General features: G+C 66.7%; 12 protein-coding genes. 4 read left to right on the top strand and 8 right to left on the bottom strand.

The features are described from left to right. Nucleotides 1-47: 47 nt before the first annotated feature. The 6 genes from P5F91_RS00925 to P5F91_RS00950 all read right to left on the bottom strand — a co-directional run bounded on the left by P5F91_RS00925 (nucleotide 48) and on the right by P5F91_RS00950 (nucleotide 15700). A complete protein-coding gene (locus tag P5F91_RS00925; RefSeq protein ID WP_277906171.1) occupies nucleotides 48-1958 on the bottom strand; it encodes a response regulator in 1911 nt (636 codons plus the stop codon). Between the two features lie 14 nt (nucleotides 1959-1972). Further along, the gene (locus tag P5F91_RS00930; protein WP_211107063.1) at nucleotides 1973-8287 is read right to left on the bottom strand and encodes a HAMP domain-containing protein; all 6315 of its coding nucleotides are present in this window, start codon (nucleotides 8285-8287) and stop codon (nucleotides 1973-1975) included. Between the two features lie 484 nt (nucleotides 8288-8771). Beyond that, nucleotides 8772-9722, bottom strand: coding sequence for a helix-turn-helix transcriptional regulator (locus tag P5F91_RS00935; RefSeq protein WP_211107062.1), 951 nt, complete (start codon nucleotides 9720-9722; stop codon nucleotides 8772-8774). Nucleotides 9723-9984: 262 nt separating this feature from the next. Continuing rightward, nucleotides 9985-11622, bottom strand: coding sequence for a carboxylesterase/lipase family protein (locus tag P5F91_RS00940; protein WP_277906172.1), 1638 nt, complete (start codon nucleotides 11620-11622; stop codon nucleotides 9985-9987). Beyond that, the gene (locus tag P5F91_RS00945) at nucleotides 11622-12950 is read right to left on the bottom strand and encodes a spinster family MFS transporter (protein WP_277906173.1); all 1329 of its coding nucleotides are present in this window, start codon (nucleotides 12948-12950) and stop codon (nucleotides 11622-11624) included. The genes P5F91_RS00940 and P5F91_RS00945 overlap by 1 nt, the downstream gene beginning before the upstream one ends. A gap of 110 nt (nucleotides 12951-13060) precedes the next feature. Further along, the gene (locus P5F91_RS00950; RefSeq protein WP_277906174.1) at nucleotides 13061-15700 is read right to left on the bottom strand and encodes a TonB-dependent receptor plug domain-containing protein; all 2640 of its coding nucleotides are present in this window, start codon (nucleotides 15698-15700) and stop codon (nucleotides 13061-13063) included. A 209-nt stretch (nucleotides 15701-15909) separates the two neighbouring features. Between P5F91_RS00950 and P5F91_RS00955 the strand changes: the two genes are divergently transcribed. Further along, complete coding sequence (locus tag P5F91_RS00955) at nucleotides 15910-16590, top strand: TetR/AcrR family transcriptional regulator (protein WP_145612756.1); 681 nt, start codon at nucleotides 15910-15912, stop codon at nucleotides 16588-16590. 1 nt (nucleotide 16591) lies between these two features. Here the strand turns inward: P5F91_RS00955 and P5F91_RS00960 are convergent, their stop codons facing one another. After that, on the bottom strand, nucleotides 16592-18067 hold the full coding sequence (locus P5F91_RS00960) for an AMP-binding protein (RefSeq protein WP_277906175.1): 1476 nt from the start codon (nucleotides 18065-18067) through the stop codon (nucleotides 16592-16594). A 246-nt stretch (nucleotides 18068-18313) separates the two neighbouring features. Further along, on the bottom strand, nucleotides 18314-18883 hold the full coding sequence (locus tag P5F91_RS00965; protein ID WP_277906176.1) for a TetR/AcrR family transcriptional regulator: 570 nt from the start codon (nucleotides 18881-18883) through the stop codon (nucleotides 18314-18316). 95 nt (nucleotides 18884-18978) lie between these two features. Here P5F91_RS00965 and P5F91_RS00970 point away from each other — a divergent pair, with 95 nt between their 5' ends. From P5F91_RS00970 to P5F91_RS00980, 3 genes are all read left to right on the top strand, one after another. After that, on the top strand, nucleotides 18979-19359 hold the full coding sequence (locus P5F91_RS00970) for a DUF4267 domain-containing protein (protein WP_277906177.1): 381 nt from the start codon (nucleotides 18979-18981) through the stop codon (nucleotides 19357-19359). A 27-nt stretch (nucleotides 19360-19386) separates the two neighbouring features. Beyond that, entirely contained in the window at nucleotides 19387-19695 is a 309-nt protein-coding gene (locus P5F91_RS00975; RefSeq protein ID WP_145612752.1) for a DoxX family protein, read from the top strand. A 469-nt stretch (nucleotides 19696-20164) separates the two neighbouring features. Further along, complete coding sequence (locus P5F91_RS00980) at nucleotides 20165-21847, top strand: ShlB/FhaC/HecB family hemolysin secretion/activation protein (RefSeq protein ID WP_277906178.1); 1683 nt, start codon at nucleotides 20165-20167, stop codon at nucleotides 21845-21847. The last annotated feature ends 4 nt before the right edge of the window (nucleotides 21848-21851 follow it).

Consider the following 21851-nt stretch of genomic DNA (forward strand, 5'->3'; position numbering starts at 1 on the left):
CGTCGCCGCGGGCCCGGGATCTGCCTCCAATAATGGGGGTGGAAATGTCAGGCGAGACTGGCGACCTGCCCCGTGGCGAAGACGCGGACGGGGGGCGACGCGGCGGGGCCGATGAGCGTCAGCAGGGCGCGCTCCAGGTCGGACAGCCGCACCGGCTTCTGCAGGACCGGCACGCCATGATAGCGGCCATCCATCGTCACCTTGTCGTACCCGGTAAGGAAGATGAAGGGCACGCCCGCGTCCGCCAGCAGATCGGCCACCGGATAGATCGGCGTGCCCTGCAGGTTGACGTCCAGGATGGCGCAATCGATGCCACCGGCCTTGGCCAGGCCCAGGGCCTGGGGCAGGGTGCCGACGGGGCCGACCACCGCCATGCCCAGATCCAGCAGCGCCTGCTCCATCATCATGGCCACCATGGCCTCGTCATCCACCACCAGGACCCGCAGCCCGGGGGGAAGGTGGTGGGCCGGGGCGGCGGGTTCCGGCGCCGGTGGGGCGACGGGGGCGGCGTCATCGGCCACCAATTTCCCCACCTCGCTCATGGGAATGCTGAAGGTGCAGATCAGGCCGGTGGGCAGCCAGTTCATCTCGACCCGGCCGGACAATTGCCGTTCCACGCTCTCGGTGATGGCGCGGATGCCGAAGCCGCGCGACCGTGGCGACGTTGCCGAAGGGCCGCCGGTTTCCCGCCACGTCAGGGTCAGGACGTCCGCGCGGGTGTGCCAAGTCAGCCGGACGCTGCCGGTCGGCACCGACAGCGATCCGTATTTGGCGGCGTTGGTGGCCAGTTCATGGATGCTGAGCGCCAGCGACTGGGCGGTGGCGGGCAGCAACATCACGTCCGGGCCGTCGAACACCACGCGCGGCATGTCGCCGGACTGATAGGGGGCCATTTCCTCGCGCACCAGCCGCACCAGCTCGGCGCCCTGCCAGCGGGAATTCGACAGCAGCGTGTGTACCCAGGCGATGGCGCCGATGCGCCCCTCGACCGCTTCCACGAATTCGGGGACGGACGGCGCCCGGGTGAGGCGCAGCACCGACTGGACGACGGCCAGGGCGTTCTTGGCCCGATGGTCGACCTCGCGGGCCAGCATCATCTGCCGGGCCTCGGCATCCTTGCGCTCGGTGATGTCGAAGGTGACACCGCTCAGCCGGCGGGGGCGGCCGTCCGCGTCGCCGGTGGGGGCCGCGGCCGCGAAGCACCAGCGGATGGCGCCGTCGGGCCGGATGATGCGGAACTCTTCGCCATAGCGCTGGCCGGTGGTGGCGGCCTGGCGGATGGCCCGGATCTGTGCCTCCCGGTCCTCGGGGTGGAACAGGGCCCAGGCGCTGCCGGCGGTGACGGCGAAGCGGGCGGGGTCGGTGCCGAAGATGCGGTGCTGGGCGTCATCCCACATCAGTTCGTCGGTGTCGGCGTTCCAGTCCCAAGACCCCATGCCGCCCGCGGCCAGGGCCAGGCTGCGCCGCCGCTCGCTCTGCTGCAGGCGGGCGGCCGTGTGCTCCAGGTCGGCGGTGCGCTCCGCCACGCGGCGCTCCAGCTCGGCGTTCAGCTGCTCCAGCTGGCGGGTCTTGCGGTGCAGCTCGACGAAGACGCGGACCTTGGCGCGCAAGACCTCAGGCACCACAGGCACGGGCACGTAGTCGACCGCCCCCGCCTCATAGCCGCGCAGCCGATCGACGTCCGACATCATGACCGCCGAGATGAAGATCATGGCGGTCTTCTCGAAGCGGGGATGGCTGCGGATCATCTCGGCCAGTTGGAAGCCGTCCAGATCCGGCATGCAGACATCGACCAGGATGACGGCGATGTCGTGCCGCAGCAGATGCTCCAGCGCCTCGCGGGCGGAGCCGGCCTTGATCAGGTTCTCCCCCAGCTCGCTCAGGATGACCTCGTAGCTCAGCAGCTTGGCCGGCTGGTCATCCACCAGGAGTATGTTGGCCTTGGGCGTGACGTCCATGGTGAAGCGTCCCCTCAGCGATGCAGCCACATGCGCAACGCCGACAGCAATTGCTCGGTGTTGACCGGTTTGGCCAGGTAATCAGAGGCCCCCGCTTCCAGGCATTTCTCACGATCGCCCTTCATCGCCTTGGCCGTCAAGGCGACGATGGGCAGCCGGCGGAAGGCCGGGTTGGCGCGTATGACGCCCATGGTCTGGTAGCCGTCCATCTCCGGCATCATGATGTCCATCAGCACGATGGCGATGTCGGGGGTCTGCTCGATCAGGGTGATGGCCTCGCGCCCCGTGGTGGCCGCCAGCACGCGCATGCCCCGGCGTTCCAGCACGCTGGACAGGGCGAAGATGTTGCGGGCGTCGTCGTCCACCAGCAGCACGGTGCTGCCTACCAGATCCTCGTCCGATCCGTGCAGCCGTTCCAGCATGCGGCGCTTGTCCGCCGGCAGGTCGGCCACCACCCGGTGCAGGAACAGCGACGTCTCGTCCAGCAGCCGCTCCGGCGATTCCACGCCCTTGACGACGATGCTGCGCGCCATGGCGTGCAGCTTGGCGTCCTCTTCCGCGGACAGCTCGCGCCCGGTGAAGACGATCACCGGCACGTCGCACAGGTTGCTGTCGGCGCTGATGACCTCCAGCACCTCGAACCCCGTCATGTCGGGCAGGCGCAGGTCCAGCACCACGCAGTCGCACGGCTTCTCGCGCAGGGTCCTCAGCGCCTCCGCCCCGGTTCCGGCGGCCAAGACCTCGATGTCGTCGTGGCCCAGCAGCTCGGTGATGCTCATCAGCTCGGCGGCGTTATCCTCCACCACCAGCAGGCGCTTGCGCCGCGGCTGGGCGTATTCCTTGATCCGCTCCAGCGCGCTGTCCAGCACGTCCGGCGAGGTCGGCTTGGACATGAAGGAGAAGGCACCCCGGGCCAGTCCGTGCTGCCGGTCCTCGTCCAGGGTGATGATCTGCACGGGGATGTGGCGGGTGGCGGGGTTGTGCTTCAGCTGGCTCAACACCGTCCAGCCCAGCATGTCGGGCAGGAACACGTCCAGCGACACCGCCGTCGGCTGATACTGGCGCGCCAGGTCCAGGGCGTCGATGCCGCGCATGGCGACCAGAACCTTGAAGCCCTTGTCGCGGGCCAGGTCGACCATCACCCGGCTGTAGTGCGGGTCATCCTCGACGATCAGCAGGATGGCATCGCCGGGTTGGATATCCAGCCGGTCGTCCACCACCTGCTCCAGCGCGCGCTCCGGCAGGCCGGCGGCATGCCGCCAGTTGGCGTCGGCCGGCACTAGGGCGGGGCGGTGGTCATTGGCAGCGGCATTGGACGCCACGGCACGGGCGGTGTGGACGGGGGCCAGATAGGTGGCCGGAATGTACAGGGTGAAGGTGCTGCCGCTGCCAGGCGTGCTGCGTAGGTGGATTTCACCGCCCAGCAGGTTGGCCAGCTCGCGGCTGATGGCCAGGCCCAGGCCGGTGCCGCCATACTTGCGGCTGGTGCTGGCGTCGGCCTGCTGGAAGGCCTCGAAGATGATCTTCTGCTTCTCGGTGGGAATGCCGATGCCGGTGTCGCTGACCTCGAAGGCCACCACCTTGGGCGACTGCTTCAGGATGGGATGGTCTGACGACCAGCCGCTGGCCGGCGCCGAGACGGTAAGGCGCACGCCGCCCGTCTCGGTGAACTTGAAGGCGTTGGACAGCAGGTTCTTCAGCACCTGCTGCAGGCGCTTGCTGTCGGTGGTGAGCGTCCGGCCCAGCGTCGGGTCCAGCTGCACGTCGAAGGCCAGCCGGCGGTTTTCCGCCTCATGCCGGAAGGGCCGCGCCACGGTGTCCAGCAGGTTGCTGAAGAAGATCTCCTCCGCCTCCACCGAGACGGTGCCGGACTCGATCTTCGACAGGTCCAGAATGTCGCTGATCAGGTTCAAAAGGTCGGTGCCGGCGCCGTGGATGGTGCGGGAGAATTCCACCTGCTTGGGCGTCAGGTTGCCGTCGGGGTTCTCGCTCAGCTGCTGACCCAGGATGAGGATGGAGTTCAGCGGCGTGCGCAGCTCGTGGCTCATGTTGGCCAGGAATTCCGACTTGTACTTCGAGGTCAGCGACAGTTCCGTCGCCTTTTCCTCCAGCGCGCGGCGGGCCTGTTCGATCTCCTGGTTCTTGCGCTCCACCTCGACATTGCGCTCGGCCAGCTGCTGCGCCTTCTGTTCCAGCTGTTCGTTGGTCTGCTGCAACTCACCCTGCTGCGCCTGCAGTTCGGCGGCCAGCTGCTGCGATTGCTTCAGCAGGCCTTCCGTCTGCATCGTCGCCTCGATGCTGTTCAGCACGATGCCGATGCTGGCGGTCAGCTGCTCCAGGAAGGTCATCTGCAGGCCGGTGAAGGCCGTCATGGACGCCAGCTCGATCACCGCCTTCACCTGGCCCTCGAACTGCACGGGCAGGACCACGACGCTTTGCGGGATGGCCTTGAAAAGGCCGGAGGAGATGGGCACGACGTTGGCCGGCATCTCTGTGATCAGGATGCGGCGCTTGTCGGCGGCGCACTGGCCGATCAGCCCCTCGCCGATCTGCAGGCGTTGCGGGTGGCCATGGGTGGCGTCGTCGGCATAGCCCGAGACCAGCTTCAGGCTGCGCGGGCCTTCCTCATCCATCTGGTAGATCACGCCCTGGTGGGCGCCGACCAGGGGTGTCAGCTCCGTCAGCAGCATGCGGCCCACGGTGGACAGGTCGCGCTGGCCCTGCAGCATGTTGGTGAAGCGGGCCAGGTTGGTCTTCAGCCAGTCCTGTTCGGTGTTGCGGTCGGTGGTCAGCCGCAAATTGTCGATCATCGTGTTGATGTTGTCTTTCAGCTCCGCCACCTCGCCGCGGGCGTCGACCTGGATCGAGCGGGTCAGGTCGCCCTTGGTCACGGCGGTCGCCACCTCGGCGATGGCGCGCACCTGGGTCGTCAGGTTGGCGGCCAGCAGGTTGACGTTGCCGGTCAGGTCCTTCCAGGTGCCGGCCGCACCCGGCACGTTGGCCTGGCCGCCCAGGCGCCCTTCCACGCCCACCTCGCGCGCCACGGTCGTCACCTGGTCGGCGAAGGTGGCCAGCGTGTTGGTCATGTTGTTGATGGTCTCGGCCAGGGCCGCCACCTCGCCCTTGGACTTCACCGCCAGGTTCTGCTTCAGGTCGCCGTTGGCGACGGCGGTCACCACCTTGACGATGCCGCGCACCTGTTCCGTCAGGTTGGCGGCCATGACGTTCACGGTGTCGGTCAGGTCCTTCCAGGTGCCGGCCACGCCGGGCACCTGGGCCTGCCCGCCCAGCTTGCCCTCGGTGCCGACCTCGCGGGCCACGCGTGTCACCTCGCCGGCAAAGGCGTTCAGCTGATCCACCATGGTGTTGATGGTGTTCTTCAGCTCCAGGATTTCGCCCTTTACGTCCACGGTGATCTTGCGCGACAGGTCGCCGCGCGCCACGGCCGTGGTCACTTCCGCGATGTTGCGCACCTGGGTGGTCAGGTTGGCGGCCAGCAGGTTGACGTTGTCGGTCAGGTCCTTCCAGGTGCCGCCCACGCCGGGCACCACCGCCTGGCCGCCCAGGCGGCCCTCGGTGCCCACCTCGCGCGCCACGCGCGTCACCTCGGCCGCGAAGGAGCGCAACTGCTCCACCATGGTGTTCAGCGTTTCCTTCAGCAGCAGGATCTCGCCGCGCACGTCCACGGTGATCTTCTTGGACAGGTCGCCGTTGGCGATGGCGGTGGCCACCTCGGCGATGTTGCGCACCTGGGCCGTCAGATTGCCGGCCATGAAATTCACGCTGTCGGTCAGGTCCTTCCAGGTGCCGGCGACACCGGATACCTGGGCCTGGCCGCCCAGCTTGCCTTCGGTGCCGACCTCGCGGGCCACGCGCGTCACCTCGGCGGCGAAGGCGTTCAGCTGGTCCACCATGGTGTTGATGGTGTTCTTCAGCTCCAGGATTTCGCCCTTCACGTCCACGGTGATCTTGCGCGACAGGTCGCCGCGCGCCACGGCCGTGGTCACCTCCGCGATGTTGCGCACCTGGTCGGTCAGGTTGGAGGCCATGAAGTTGACGCTGTCGGTCAAGTCCTTCCAGGTGCCGGCGACGCCGGGCACCTGCGCCTGGCCGCCCAGGCGGCCCTCGGTGCCCACCTCGCGGGCCACGCGCGTCACCTCGCCGGCGAAGCGGTTCAGCTGATCCACCATGGTGTTCAGCGTTTCCTTCAGCTGAAGGATCTCGCCGCGCACGTCCACGGTGATCTTGCGCGACAGGTCGCCGTTCGCGATGGCGGTGGCGACCTCGGCGATGTTGCGCACCTGGCCGGTGAGGTTGCCGGCCATGGAGTTCACGCTGTCGGTCAAATCCTTCCAGGTGCCGGCGACGCCGGGCACCTGGGCCTGGCCGCCCAGCTTGCCGTCGGTGCCCACCTCGCGCGCCACGCGCGTCACTTCGGCGGCGAAGGCGTTCAGCTGGTCCACCATCGTGTTGATGGTTTCCTTCAGCTGCAGGATTTCGCCGCTGACGTTGACGGTGATCTTCTTGGACAGGTCGCCCTGGGCCACGGCGGTGGCGACCTCGGCGATGTTGCGTACCTGGCCGGTGAGGTTGCCGGCCATGGAGTTGACGTTGTCGGTCAAATCCTTCCAGGTGCCGGCGACGCCGGGCACCTGGGCCTGTCCACCCAGCTTGCCCTCGGTGCCGACCTCGCGGGCCACGCGGGTCACCTCGGCGGCGAAGGCGTTCAGCTGGTCCACCATGGTGTTCAGCGTTTCCTTCAGCTGAAGGATCTCACCCTTCACGTCCACGGTGATCTTGCGCGACAGGTCGCCGTTGGCCACGGCGGTGGCGACCTCGGCGATGTTGCGCACCTGGTCGGTCAGGTTGCCGGCCATGGAGTTCACGCTGTCGGTCAGATCCTTCCAGGTGCCGGCCACGCCGCGCACCATGGCCTGTCCGCCCAGCTTGCCCTCGGTGCCGACCTCGCGGGCCACGCGCGTCACCTCGCCGGCGAAGGCGTTCAGCTGGTCCACCATGGTGTTGATGGTTTCCTTCAACTGCAGGATTTCGCCGCTGACGTTGACGGTGATCTTCTTGGACAGGTCGCCGTTGGCGATGGCGGTGGACACTTCCGCGATGTTGCGCACCTGGGCCGTCAGGTTGCCGGCCATGAAGTTCACGTTGTCGGTCAGGTCCTTCCAGGTGCCGCCCACGCCGGGCACCACCGCCTGTCCGCCCAGCTTGCCCTCGGTGCCGACCTCGCGGGCCACGCGCGTCACCTCGCCGGCGAAGGCGTTCAGCTGGTCCACCATGGTGTTGATGGTGTTCTTCAGCTCCAGGATTTCACCGCGCACGTCCACGGTGATCTTGCGCGACAGGTCGCCGCGCGCCACCGCCGTGGTCACCTGGGCGATGTTGCGCACCTGGTCGGTCAGGTTGCCGCACATGGCGTTGACCGAGTCCGTCAGGTCCTTCCAGGTACCGGCGACGCCGGGGACGATGGCTTGGCCGCCCAGCTTGCCATCGGTGCCGACCTCGCGCGCCACGCGCGTCACTTCCGACGCAAAGGACCGCAGCTGGTCCACCATGGTGTTGATGGCTTCCTTCAGCTGCAGGATCTCGCCGCGCACGTCCACGGTGATCTTCTTGGACAGGTCGCCGTTGGCCACGGCGATGGTCACCTCCGCGATGTTGCGCACCTGGGCCGTCAGGTTGGACGCCATGGAGTTCACGGATTCCGTCAGGTCCTTCCAGACGCCCGTCACCTCGCGCACCTGGGCCTGGCCGCCCAGCTTGCCGTCGGTGCCCACCTCGCGTGCCACGCGCGTCACTTCCGAGGTGAAGACGTTCAGCTGCTTGATCATGGTGTTGACGATGGTGGCGGAACGCAGGAACTCGCCCTGCAGCGGCCGGCCGTCCACATCCAGCGGCACCGTCTGCAGCAGATCGCCGCGCGCCACGGCGGTGATGGCGCGGGTCACTTCCGTCGTCGGCCACAACAGGTCGTCGATCAGCGAATTGACCGACCCTTCCATGTCGCCCCAGGACCCGCTGGACAGGTTGAACTTCACGCGCTGGCGCGTCTTGCCCTCGCGGCCCACGACCTGGCCCACCCGCTCCAGCTGCTGCGCCATGCGTTCGTTGGCGGCGACGATCTCGTTGAAGGTGTCGGCGATCTTGCCTAGGACACCGACATGGTTGCCGGACATACGGACGGAGAAGTCGCCGACCTTCACCGCCTGCAAAGCCTCCAGCAACTGGTACAGCTCCGCCCCACCGGGGGGAGGGCTGTCCAACGCCACGGTGGAAACGGGGACGGCGTCGGCGGTGTCGTGCTGGAGCTGCAAGGAAGCCTCCCGGCGTGGGCCCGGCTGGGCCACGGATTGATGACGCTCGGCCCCGGGGGTGGCCGGGGGCCCTATTCTTCCCTGAGGGGGCGCCGCATCTGTCCCTGCCGTGGATTCGCCGACCGGAGCACCCCTATTGGGCCAATTTTACAAGTACGGATATTCCGCGGATGTGGTTTGGCATGTCGTTCTATTCATATGGTCTAGCAGTTCCCAAGAGTTCGATACAGCTTCTGTCCGTCTATGCCGCCCTATAACTTAGGTAAGTGGGATAATGCGGGGATCATATATCTGTTTTGAGTACGCCTTTTCGGACTGGGCGTCGTCATGGCGGCTCTGTCAGAACCAGGCGCGTGTCGCCCGCCCCAGTTCACATCCCCTGTTCGTGTGGGCAGCCGGCCACATCCGGCGCTCCGCTGTCATGGTGCCGCCGCTGCGCGGGGCGACCGGGACGCGATGGTTGCGCTACGGCCAGGCGGGCCCTTCACACCGGGCGGCGGCCAGGAACGACGTCCCGCTGATGGGCGCGGCGCCAGACGCCCGGGGACTGGCCGCACAGGCGGGAAAAGACCTGGGTGAAATGGCTCTGGTCGGAGAAGCCGCAGCGCAGGGCGATGTCGGCCAGGGGCAATTCGCCCGCCGTCAGCAATGCCTTGGCGAATTCCATCCGGCGGCGGGTCAGCCAGCGGTGTGGCGGTTCCCCCACCGACTGGCGGAAGGCGCGGGCGAAGTGCGCCGCCGACAGGCCGCAGGCGTCCGCCAGTTGCTTCAGCGTCACCGGCGCCCGCAGATCCGCCTCCATCATCTCCTTCGCCCGCCGTTCCTGCCACAGGGCCAGCCCGCCCCGGCGCCAGCCATCGGGCAATTCCCGCCCCATGATGCGCACCAGATAGGCGCAGAAGGCATTCAGGATATAGTCGACAAACAAGGCCGGGGCCCGGCCGGGCGTTGCCAGCGGCGCCATCAGCGCCAGACCGAAATGGGTAATGACGTCGTCGATCATCGTCAGGCCGGATTCATATTCCAGCCCGTGGAAGCCGCGTAGCCCCGCATCCCGGGCCCAATGGGCCATGGCGCCGCGCGGCAGTTCGAAACTGATGATGTCCACGGGATGGACGACGCGCCAGACGCAAGGGTCGCGCATGTCGCGGAACGAGCATTCCATGGGCGCGCGGGGTGCCAGCTGCAGCATGCGCCGGCCCTGCTGCATGGTGCAGGCGGGGGTGGGCTGCAGGTAAAGCCGCGCCAGGTGGGCGTCAATGCCACCGTAGGCCATTTCCACGTCGGGCAGGGCGTCACAAGTGGTGCGCCGGACGCTCAGCCGTTCGCCGTCATCCGTCAGTTGCGAGTGCAGGATGGTCGCGGAAATGAAATTCGTTTCCGCCATGCTGCGGGCGTTGGAGGCGGAGGACGCGGACAGGACGGGCGGCTGCATCTCCAATTTCCCCTCGGCAGGACGGGCACCGGTCCAATGATGGTTCGTAACAGGGGCAGCGTAGCAGCCAAGGGTCTAAAAATATTGTCAAATTTAGCCCGATAGAGCGCGGTGGGTGCCGACCTTTCCTCTCCCGGCTGCCACGGGGCAGCCAGGGGGCGGTCTCACCTCACCGCCCTGTCGGGCCAGGAACAGGGTATGCTGCCGGCCCACGCCGCTGCCCGCCCCGGTGACGATCGTGACACCTCCCGTCAGCGGCATGTCAGCAACCCTCCGCATGTGGGGGCAGCACGGGCGACACGACACCGGTGTTCCAGTTCCAGGGCAGGTTGCCCGCCGCCCGGCGGCGGCACACAGTAGCCTCGTGCAACGCATACATGCCGGGCATCACCCGGCGTCCCGGTTGCGCCGTGTCGGTGAAGGCCATGTAGCCTTCGTCCTTGCCGAAGACGGGCCAGGCGGGCACGCCCTCCGCCACCGGTTTCCCGTCACGGGCGAAGCTGGCCCAATAATCGCTCATGGCGGCGGTCAGGCGCTGTTCGACCGGACTGTCCGGCGCTTTCGGCCAATAGGACGGCGTATGCGCCATGGTGCCGAAGACATAGGGGATTTCCGAGGCGTGGAAGCTGTGCAACCCCTTGTCGTCCATGGCGGGATAGCCGTGGTCGAAGAGGTAAAGGTATCCCGGCTGCCCCAGCCTGGTCTGGTCCCGCACCAACCGCTCGGCCGTCCAGCCGTACAGCGCATCGCGGGTGGCCGCCAGCTCGCTTTCCTCCAGCTTGCCGGTGGCGGGGTAGAGCCGCAGGAATTCATCGGCCAGGTCGCCGTAGCGTTCGCGGATCATCGCCTCATAGGCCTTGGCGTCGGCCGGCGGCGGGGCGATCAGCCAGCGCAGGGAGCGGATTTCCCCGCTGTTGAACCCGGCCAGGATGGGAACCGGCGCCTGCTCCCCCTTGTCGAACACGTCGACCAGCTGGCCGGTCAGCACCTTGCCGTCCACCGTGCCCAGGGGGAAGTAATTGACCTTGGCTGCCGCTTGCACCAGCGTTTCCGCGTCCATGGCGCGCAAGGCCGCCACATCCGTCGCCCCCACTTGGCCGGCGATGTAGGACCCGATGGCCTCCGCCGCGAACTCGCCATGGTTGGGTTGCTTCAGCTCGGGCATGGAGATCATGTAGCCGCTCTCCACCACCGCTTTGGCGAACAGGCCCTTCGCCTTGGGCGACGCCATCAGGTACATGACCGACAGCGCACCGGCGGACTCGCCGGACACCGTGACGTTGGCCGCGTCACCGCCGAAGGCGGCGATATTATCGTGGATCCAGCGCAGGGCGGCGATCTGGTCCAGCAGGCCGTAGTTGCCGGAAATGCCGTCGGGATTCTCCGCGCTCAGACCGGGATGGGCCATATAGCCGAGGACGCTCAGCCGGTAATTGATGGATACGACAATGACGCCGCGCCGGGCCAGGGCGGCGCCGTCATACATCTCGTTGAAGCCATAGCCGTTGAGCAGCGTGCCGCCGTGGATCCACACCAGGACGGGGGCGTTCCTCGCCCGCTTGGGCGCCGTGATGTTCAGGGTCAGACAATCCTCGCCCATCGCCGGTGGCGGGCTGGTGTAGACGGTGGTGCCGGCTGCCCTGGGCTGCACGCAGGCCAGGCCAGGGGCTCCGGCGTCGCGCACGCCCGTCCAGGCGGGCAGGGACTCCGGCGCCTTCCAGCGCAGCGGTCCTACCGGGGGCTTGGCGTAAGGAATGCCCTTGAAGACGTTCAGGTCGCCGCTGCTGCGGCCCGCCACGGTGCCGGCCGGTGCCCGCACCGTGGGATTGTCCTCGGCCAGGGCGCCGAGGGACATCAAGGCGGCTGCGGCGCAAGCGCCCAGGCGTAGGAAAAGACGCATCAGTGATCTCCGGTCCGGTTGGCTTCCGCCTTCAGCACCCGCGCCAGCGCCAGGAAAAGCGCGATGGCCAGGAAATAGAAGGGGACAAGGGTGTAGAAGGCGAGTTGCAGGGAATTGCCCGGATGGGCCGTCCGGAAGTGGTCGCTGGCGGCGCCCAGGTAGGTGGGGCCGAAGCCCAGGCCGATCAGGTTCATGACCAGCAGCAGCAAGGCGCCCGACAGCACGCGCTGGTTGGGTCGCACCTCCTCCTGCACCAAGGTGACGGCGGGGGAGAGAAAGAAGTAATTGAGGATGGTCGGGCCAATCAGCAGCAGCAGTGCCAGTTGCCACCCCGGCGCCCAGACGAAGCCCACGAAGAGGGGCACGGCTCCCGCCAGGCCCAGCGCCGGGACCAGGGCGTAGGCTTGCCTGGAACGGCCGCTGAACCGGTCAACCAGCCGGCCCGAGGTATACATGCCAATGGAAATGCCAATGCCGATCAGCAGGGCGTAATACACCGCCACCTGCTGCAGGCTCATGCCTTTTTCCCGCATCAGGAACAGGACCGTGAAATTCATGACGGCGTAGGTGACGAACTGCGTCGCCCCGCAGGCCAGCGCCATCAGCAGCAGGGCTGGGCGCTTGAAGAACATGGCGACCGTTTCCAAGAATCCTGCCCTGGCCTGCGCGGGAAGGGCGTCCGATGCCGGCAGGTCCAAGCCGCCACGCTTGGGCTCGCGGATGGTCAGCCAGACGATGAGCGCGGCGGCGACGCCGAACATGCCCAGCACCAGGAAGGCTTGGCGCCAGCTGTAGGCGGCGGCGATGGAGGCGCCGAAGGCGACGCCCAACGCCTGGCCCAGCGGCGGGCCCAAGTTGAACAGGCCCAAAGCGGCACCCCGCCGCCCCGGTCGGAAGTAATCGGTGATGATGGCGTAGGAGGGGGGCACGCCACCGGCTTCCCCCACGCCCACCGTCATGCGTGCCAGCACCAGCTGCGGATACGTGGCCGACAGACCGCAGGCCACCGTGGCCGCACTCCACAAGGCGCAGGCGATGGACAGCACCCGCACCCGGTTGGTGCGATCGGCCAGCCAGGCCACGGGGATGGAGATGAAGCAATAGAACAGGGCGAAGTAGAGCCCGCTGATCAGGCCCAGCTGACCGTCGCTGACGCCCAGGTCGTCCTGGATGGGCTTGGCCAGGATGGACAGCAACTGCCGGTCCAGGAAGTTCAGCACGTAGACGAAGCAAAGCGCTGCCAGCACGTACCAGGCGCGGGCTTCAGGCGGCGTCGTGCCTTGGGGCGAAGTCGACACCGGCTTTGGCGCCGGAGAAACGATGGTCATGCTTTATACCTATGGCTGGTGCCTGTGGCCGGTGCCGATGTCCCATGCCGCCCTGCGACGCCGCCCTCGGGTGCTGGCCCACGGCGGCGTCGGGAGAGTGACCCAACTGCCTAGAAGCTTTTTCTGATATTGAGGGCGACGAAGCGGCCGATAGGATTGTAGTTGCTGCCGATGCCGTCCGTCGCGGGGAAGTAGGGCGGCCGCTTGTCCAAGAGGTCGTTGATCTGCAAAGCCAGCTCGGTCTTCGAGGTCATGCCGCTGTCCGGCAGGGCCCAGGTGACGCGCAGATCGACCGTCGTGTACGGGTCGGCGCTGTACACGCCGGTGCCGGTGGGGGTGGCAAAGCTGTTGGTCACGCCGTCCTGGTAATTGACGAAGGTGACCATGCTGACCGCCCCGACGGTGGCGCCCAGCGAGGCCCGGAAGGTCCATTGCGGCAGGCCCAGCCGCAGGCTATCCGACACTGGGGCGGTGGGCGACAGCTGCGTGTCGAACTTCAGGATGTAGTTGCCGGCCAGGCCCGCGAAGACGGTGCCGAAGCCCACGTCCCGGTGATAGCCGAAATCGAAGTCCAGGCCGTTGGTGGCGCGACTGCCGAAATTGCCCAGGCGCTCGTCCAGCAGGTTGCCGATCTGGGGCAGGGGATTGGGCAGGTTGACCGGTGTGGCCGCCCCCAGCAGCTTGGCCAGCTGCGCCGGGGTGGGGTTGCGGTAGACAACGGACGCGAATGTCGGGTCGGTGAAGACCAGCGACGCCGGCGGGACGCCGATCGCGCCGTCGAACTTGATGTCATAGAAGGTGGCGCTGGCGCGGAAGTCCGGCAGGAAGTGCGGTTGCCAGTCGACGCCCATGGAATAAGTGCGGGCTGTCTCGGGCTGCAGGTCGCGGTTACCGCCCGCCAGGTAGACGGTATTGACCTGTGCCGCCCCCCGCGACGGGTCGCGGGCCAGGACGGCGGCGCTGGCGGCGTCGAGGTAGTAGGCGCCCACGGTGGCCCCCACCTGACGCATGCCCGGCGCCCGGAAAGATTTGCCGTAGGAGCCCCGGATGGTCAGGTCTTCCACCGGGTCCCAGTTGATCCCGACCTTGGGATTGCTGGTGGATCCGAAGTCGCTGTAGTGGTCGTAGCGGCCGGATACCGACAGCGACAGGCGATGCAGCAGCGGCGCCTCATTGCCGGCGCCCACGATGGGCGCGAAGATTTCGCCGAAGGCGGAATAAATGTCCCGATCGAGATCCTCGGGCACTGGTGCGGCGCCGACGTAGCCCCGCTGGGTGAAGGTCTCGTTGCGGAATTCGCCGCCGGCCGCAAACTTCAGCGGGCCGCCCGGCAGATCGAACAGTGGCCCATCCAGCTTCAGGGCGCCCAGGTTGGTGTGCTGGGTGACGGTGACGGTGGTGGGGTAGGTGGTAATGGCGGCGGCGACGCCGGGGGCGGTGCGCTGGCCGAAAGGGTCCAGGGCCGTGGCCGTCGTCGTTCCCGCCGCCGCCACGGCCAGGGCCCCGGGATTGACGCCGGGGATGAAGGCGTCGTTGGTCGCCCAGTCGAAGGTGCCGTAGACGCTCAGGTTCAAATCGGCGGGCAGTTGCACGTCGACGCCCACCGAAGAATTGCCCACCCGGGTATTGTCGGTGTTGTTGACATGGTCGGCGCCGAACAGGTTGTCGGTGCGGAACAGCACGGTTTCCACCGTCGCCCCGGTGCCGGGCGGCGCCACGAAGTAGGGGTTGGCGCTGGTGATGGTCAGCGTCTCCACCGGCGGGGCCGCCTGGATGATGTCCATGCGGTCCGAATACAGCAGATCGGCCCACACGGTGACACGCTCGCCCAATTCCTGCCGGCCGGTCAGGAAGCCGCTGTGCAGGCGTGACCGGGGAAGCAGATCGACCGCGGCGTTGGTGTCGCAGTAATTGATCTTGCCGGGCGCGAAGTTGGGCGCCGCGTAGGTTAGCGCGCCGGTCTGCGGGATCACCACGTTGGCGGCGGGGCAATTGTACGACCGGGTATCGACACCGCCGGAAGGCCGGAAGTCCTGGACGCGATAGTCCCGCTCACTGCCGGTGATATTGGTATTCCGCATGAACTCGTAAGCCGCCAGGAAGGACCCTGTGGCCCAAGTCCGGCCAATCACGCCGCTGGCCGACACCGAGTGATAGCCGTCGGACATGCCGTAGCGGATATCGGCCTCTGCGCCGGAATAGTGCTGGCGGGTGATGAAGTTGACCACGCCGGCGATGGCGTCCGAGCCGTAGACCGATGAGGCGCCATCGGGCACGACCTCCACCCGTTCCAGCGCCAGGCTGGGGATGTTGGGGTAGTCGGGGCCCGTGTCGTTGGCCGCGGCGCTGGCCAGGCGGTGGCCGTTCATCAGCGTCAGCGTGGCGCTGGACGGCAGGCCGCGCAGGCCCGGCGCGAAGGGGCCGAAGCCGGCACTGCTGGCCCGGGGTGCGGTGTTGAAGCTGTTCAGCTGCGGCACGGTGGCCAGCAGGTCCGCCGTCGTCGTGGCGCCGATGGTCTTGATGTCCTCATTCGAGACGCTGATGAGGTTGGAGCCGACCGGTGGGACACCGCGGATTCTCGATCCCGTGACGATGATCTCTTCCAGTTCGCCGCCCGATGTCGCGGCGGGCGTGTCCGCCGGCGCGGCCGACGTCTGGGCCCACGCGGGGCCGGCCGCGAAAAACGCCACGGCAACGAGCGATGTGCCGGACAGCGCGATGCGCCGGGCGGCTTTCCAGGTCCCAAGCATGCGTTCCCTCCCCTGTTTATTTATAGCTTTCTCAAAGCGATATCCGATGGCCGGGAGGCCGTCAAGTTCATTCATTTAGTGATAAATGAAAAAGTTTCGCGGGCTATGTCATCGCTTGACCGAACGGGGCGGGCGCCCCATCGTCCCTGCTGAATGAAGGGGTGGATGACGTCTTTTCCCGACGCGTCCGATCAGGAAGGCCGGAGATTATGGCAGCAGAGCCGAAGCCCGAGAGGCGCCGCACGCGCGCCGAACAGCGGGCCGCGACCATGAAGTTGATCCTCGACACCAGCGAGGACCTGTTCGCCCAGCTCGGGTACTTCGGGGTGACAATCAAGGATGTTGCCGACAGGATGGGCATCCATCCGGCGCTGATCCACTATTACTTCGACGGCAAGAAGGCGCTGTTCGACGCGGTCTTTGAGCGCCGCGTGCAATATGCGGTCACCACCCGCACCGCGGCGCTGGATGCCTACGAGGCGGCGGCCGGGGACCACCCCACGGTCGAAGGGATACTGCGTGCCTATTATGAAGGGGCGTTCGACATCTACATCAGCGGGGGTGATGGCTGGCGCCACTTCGGACGGATCTTCGCGCAGGTGAACAATGCGCCGGGCTATGGCGCGGAATTGATGGACACCTATTTCGATCCCCTGGCACTGCGGCTTATCAGCCTTCTGCAGAAGGCTTTGCCCGACGCCACGCCGGAAGATCTGTTCTGGAGTTTCCAGTTCACCTCCGGCGCCTACACGCTGATCCTGTCACGCACCGGCCGCATCGACCGCTTGTCGGACAACTTGTGCACATCCGAGGATTTCGAGGCCGCTCGCCAGCGCTTCGTGACCTTCATGGCGGGCGGCTTCGAGGCCCTGTACAAGCGCGCGAAGTAGGCTAGTCGGGACGGGGAGGCGTTCCACCCAGCCGCGCGTCGCGAAGGGCGGCTCGGCGCACCTTTCCCGCCTCATCCCGCAAGGGTTCGCTGGTGAACTCGATGCTCTTGGGCAGCTTGAAGCGCGCCAGCCGTTCGGCCACGAAATCCAGGAGGTCCGCGTCGTTGAGATCCGCACCCTCGACGGGCTGGACGATGGCGTGGACACGGGCGCCCCAATCCTCGTCGGGCAGCCCGACCACGGCGCTGGTCCGCACCGCCGGATGCGCGTCCAATGCCGCCTCGACCTCCGCCGGATAGATGTTGGCGCCGCCGGAGATGATCAGGTCGTTGCGGCGGTCGGATAGGTAAAGATAGCCATCCTGGTCCACGGACCCGAGGTCGCCGGTTGACTCCCAGTCCCCGATGCGCCGGGACGGGCTGCCCAGATAATGATAGGTCGACCCTGGGCCGCCTTGTGGCCGGAAATAGATTTCGCCCACCTCGCCAGGACGGCGGCGGTGCCCGTCGGCATCCAGGATGGCCAGCTCATACCCCTCGCGCACCTGGCCGACGGAGCCAGGATGCGCCAGCCAGTCCGTGCCGGAGATCATGGTCGATCCGATGCCCTCGGTCGTGCCGTAGTACTCCCACACCCGCTCGCCGCCCAGCCAGCCGATCCACGCTTCCTTCAGCCAGGCGGCGCAGGGGGCGGCCATGTGCAGCATCATACGCAGGCTGGGCAGGGTGAAACGCGGCAGGGTTTCCGGGCCCAGGCGCCAGATGCGGTGCATCATGGTGGGTACCATGGTCACCCAGGTCACGCCGTGGGCCTCAATGAGCTCCAGCGCGCGCAGCGCATCGAACCGGCCCATCTCGACAATGGTGCCGCCGACGAACAAGCCGGTGAAAATACAGTGGAAGGGGGCGTTGTGATAGAGTGGCCCGGGATTCAGGACGATATCGCCGGGAAGCTGGCACAGGAAGCCCTCTTCCGGGTTCCAGCGCGCCGGCATGGCATCGACGATCACCTTAGGCCGTCCGGTGGACCCGCCGCTGGTCATCGCCTTCCAATGGGGTGAAACCACTTCCGGCAGTGGATCAGCCGAATATCGGTCCAGGGTCGCACCCAGGCCGGGAGCCAGCACCGGGATCCCGGCCTGGGACAAATGGCCGACGACCAGCCGGGGGCGGACGATGTCAAGGATCGCGTCCATTTCCAGCCGCGGAAGCTTGGCCGACACGATATTGGGGATGGCGCCCAGTTTCCAGATGGCGAAGGTGGTCTCATAGAAGTCGAGCCCATTGGGCAGCGCCACCGTGACAAAATCGCCTGGGTTGACGCCTTGCGCCGCCAGCAGGCGGGCGCGCGCGTTCGAGCGTGCGTCCAGTTCGTCATAAGGAACGGTAACGCCTTCCAGGACCAGCGCGGCTCTGCCGGGCGACTGGCGCGCGTGGTGGGCCAGAATGGAACTCAGTGCGATACCATCTTTTGACATAGCGACAACGCCTCTCGGGAAGCCCTTCCTCGACCCCTTCTCATCTTTGGTGCGCTCGAATGGGGTTGGGAATGAGAACCACCTACAGCGCGGGCGCCAGCTGGTCAAGTTCATTCATTTATCACTAAATGAAAATTATATATCAGGAAGGTGCCGGCGCCCTTAATCCAGCTCCCGGCCCGGTCGTGGCGGTCCAACGCCGCAGAAGGGCAGGGCGGGGGGATGGCGGCGCCAATTGGCGGGTTCTCACGGCTCAACCAGGCAGCTGATGACAAGCCTGACGCGCGCTTCTCGGGCGCCCTGTCTGATCCGGCCGGAACGCTCCAGATCCGCCAGCCCGTGGAGCGCCGCCCAGAACGTCTCGGTCGCGACCTCGACATCGGCCCTTGCCGGCCCGACTGCGGCCGCCAGCGCCATGAAGGCGTCCTTCAACTCCGGCTTGGTGTCGGCCTCTGCGAAGCGCAGCCCGGTCGGCAGGGTGAACATTGCCTCGTAAAGGGCCGGGTGCTCGCGGGCGAAGGCAAGGTACGCCATGGCGACGCTCTCAAGCGCCTTCCAGTGATTGGTTGACCCCAGTACCGCCTCCCGCAGGGCTGCCGCGAGCTCGCCGAACCCTTGGACGGCGATGGCCGCCACGATGGCGTCCCTGTTTTCAAAGTGAGAGTAGAGGACCGGCTGGCTGTACTCGATCTCCTCCGCCAGGCGCCGGATTGTGACCGCGCTCCAGCCTTCGCTTTCTGCGATCAGGCGTGCCGCCGCCGTGATGCGCTGCTCGCGCTCCGCCCGCTCCCTGCCTTTTCTCTCCGCGATACCCAATTCCGCCTCCGGCGCCGTGTACGGTAGCCATATATAATGAAGCTTGAAAATCTAGCAATGCTAGTTTATATACCGATGAAACATAGGAGGTGGACATGTTCGAACTCTCTATCGCCGTGGCGCTGTTGGCGGCCTTCGGGATCATCGCGATCGGCGTCATGTATCTTTGGGTTCCCCGGACGGCGACCCGAAGCTTCGGTTTGCCGCTTCCCGGGGACGGGGTGAACATCGCCTGGTGGCTTCGTCTCAAGGGCGTGCGCGACATCGCTTCCGGGGCGGTCGTCCTGGCCCTGATGGTGTGGGGCGGCCCGTGGATGGTCGGCCTCGCCCTGTTGGTTGAGGCGATGATCCCGCTGGGCGACATGGCGCTCATTCTCGCGGCCAAGGGTTCGACCAGAAGGGCCTTCGGCGTCCATGGCCTGACCGCGGCGCTGATGATCCTGGCGTCGGTTACGCTGCTTGCGGGAGTGGCCTGAGATGCTGCCCACGCTTCCAATGGAGATTTGGCAACATGGGTTCTGGTCGCGGCCTTCCTCGGCGCGGGGCTGTTCAACATCATCGGCACGGCCGCGACACGGATGAGTTTCATCCGCTGGGGATATCCAGGATGGTGGTGCCGGGTGACCGGTGCCCTCGAGATCGTGATCGCCGCCCTGATCGCCCTGCCGGACCTTCGGCGCGCCGGTCTTATCTTGGGGCTGATCGTCATCGTGGCGGCGGTCGTCACCACCGTCCGTCACCGCGAATTCTCCCACCTGGTGCCCCTCGGCCTCTTTGTGGCCTTGCTCTTGATGGCTGTCCGAACGGTCTGACCCCTGCGGCACTTACGCCGACCGTCAGCCCGCCCCGGCCGCCCTGGCATTTGCGCGTGCCGGGCGCTCGTCCCGTGTCCTATAAAGGCTGCAAATCTGCTTGAGAATTCGCTAACTGCGAGTCGCGGCGGCGCCATGAAGGCATGGGCTTTACGAAATCAGCGGAATTGATTGGTGTTTGATCGGTCGGGCAATAGGAAGCACGGCCCTTGGTGTTCGTCTCGCTGCGGCCTTTGGCCGGGCGAAATTAATTTGTCACGGAGCCGCTTCGGTTCCGGTGTTTGTTCCTAACCTTAGGGATAGAGGTAAGGACGGCGCTTGCGCCGGGCGGAGACCCACATATAGTGGATTTTGCAAGCATTTTCCGCGAAATATCATTCTCGTAAACGTTTAATTAAGATACCTGGCCTATGGTCTCAAGCGATAATATTCATCAGATTTTGGTGCCAAGTTGCGGATACTGAGAACGTTGCTTGCCGCGACGGCCCTGGTTCCCTTGGCGATGGCCAAGCGGTCTCACGCTCAGGATGCCGGCCAGATCCTGCGCGATGTTGAGCGCAACATTCCGCGCGCAGCACCGCAGGCCCCCGCTCTGCCCGATCTGGCGCCCCCCACCGCCGAGGGTGAATTCCTGAAGGCGGGTGAGACGGTGCACGTCACCGGCTTTCACATCATCGCCACCCTCATTCCCGAAGCTGAATTGCGGGATCAGTTGACGTCCTATGTCGGGCGCGACTGCACCTTGGGCGATCTGCGCGAGGCGGCGGCCCGCATTAGCCGCTATTACGCGCAGCACGACCTGCTGGCCCGTGCCGTCCTGCCGCGCCAGGACCTGGAAGGCGGGGTCGTCACCATCCAGGTGCTGGAAGCGCGCATGGGGCGGGTGCTCGTCGACCCCTCCAGCGACGTCCGCCTGGATGCCGACCAGGCGGCGGATTTCATCTTCGCCCAGAACCCGCAAGGCGATCCGCTGCGGCCCAGCGCGGTCGCCACCGGCGTGTCCAACCTGGGCCTGATCCCGGGCATGCAGGCGCTGGGCGTGCTGGATGCCGGCGCGGAGGAGGGGACGACCGACGTCCACCTCAAGATGCGTGAGCCGCCGCTGCTGACGGCCACCGCTCTGATCGACAACAACGCACCGCGTGAAATCGGCGGCACGCGCGGCCTGGCCATCGTCACCATGACGGACGCGGCGGGCATCGGCGACCAAGTTGCCGTCACCGGCCAGGCCAGCCAGTCGTCGAAATACGGCCAGATGCTGGTCGGGGCGCCCATCTGGCACGAAGGCCTGTGGCTGGAGGCCAGCGGCGCCGTGTTGCAATACGACGTGCCGGAAGACATCAACGCCAGCACACCCGCGGGCGACGCGCAGACGGCCGCCCTGACCCTGCGCTGGCTGGCGCTGCGCAGCTCCGCGGCACCGGTGAACCTGGCGTTCGGTCTGGAGCATAAATGGACCAGCGACAAGTTGGCCGACGTGGTTACGGCGTCCAACAGGCTGGGTGCGTTGACCTTGGCCGCCCACCGGCTGATGCGCGATGATTGGCAGGGTGGCGGCGCCTTCACCTTCGATGTGCAGGTCAAGGCGGGCAACGTCGACCTTTCGCACAACGCTGCCAACCAGGCCATCGATCAGGCCACCGCCCGCACCCAGGGCCACTATGTCAAGGCCAGCGCGTCGGTCAGCCGTGCCCAGGCCCTGTGGCGGGGCGGGGACATGCTGGCCACCCTGGCGGCGCAGGTCGCGTCCAAGAACCTCAACAGTTCCGAACAGTTTTCCCTGGGTGGGCCCACCGGCGTGCGGGCCTATCCCCTGAACCAGGGCGGCGGCGACCAGGGTGCCATGCTGAACCTGGAGGTGGGGCAGCAGGTGTCCACCAGTATCCGCTTTTCCGCCTTCTGGGACGGCGGCTGGGTGGAGCAGCACAAGGAAACCTGGGGCGGCTGGGAGGGTGTGGGCTCGCCGCACAACCACTACTTCCTGCAGGGGGTTGGCGCCAGCGTTCAGTGGACGCCGGCCGGCAACGTGCAGATGAAGGCCACCGTCGCCCACCGCATCGGTTCCGACGCCGGGCGCACCGCCCAAAACCTGGATCTGGATGGCCGGCGGCGCGAACTGCGGGCCTGGATGCAAGTGGTATTGTCGGTCTAGGGGG

The sequence above is a fragment of the Nitrospirillum amazonense genome, from assembly GCF_029594735.1.
GTDB lineage: Bacteria > Pseudomonadota > Alphaproteobacteria > Azospirillales > Azospirillaceae > Nitrospirillum > Nitrospirillum amazonense.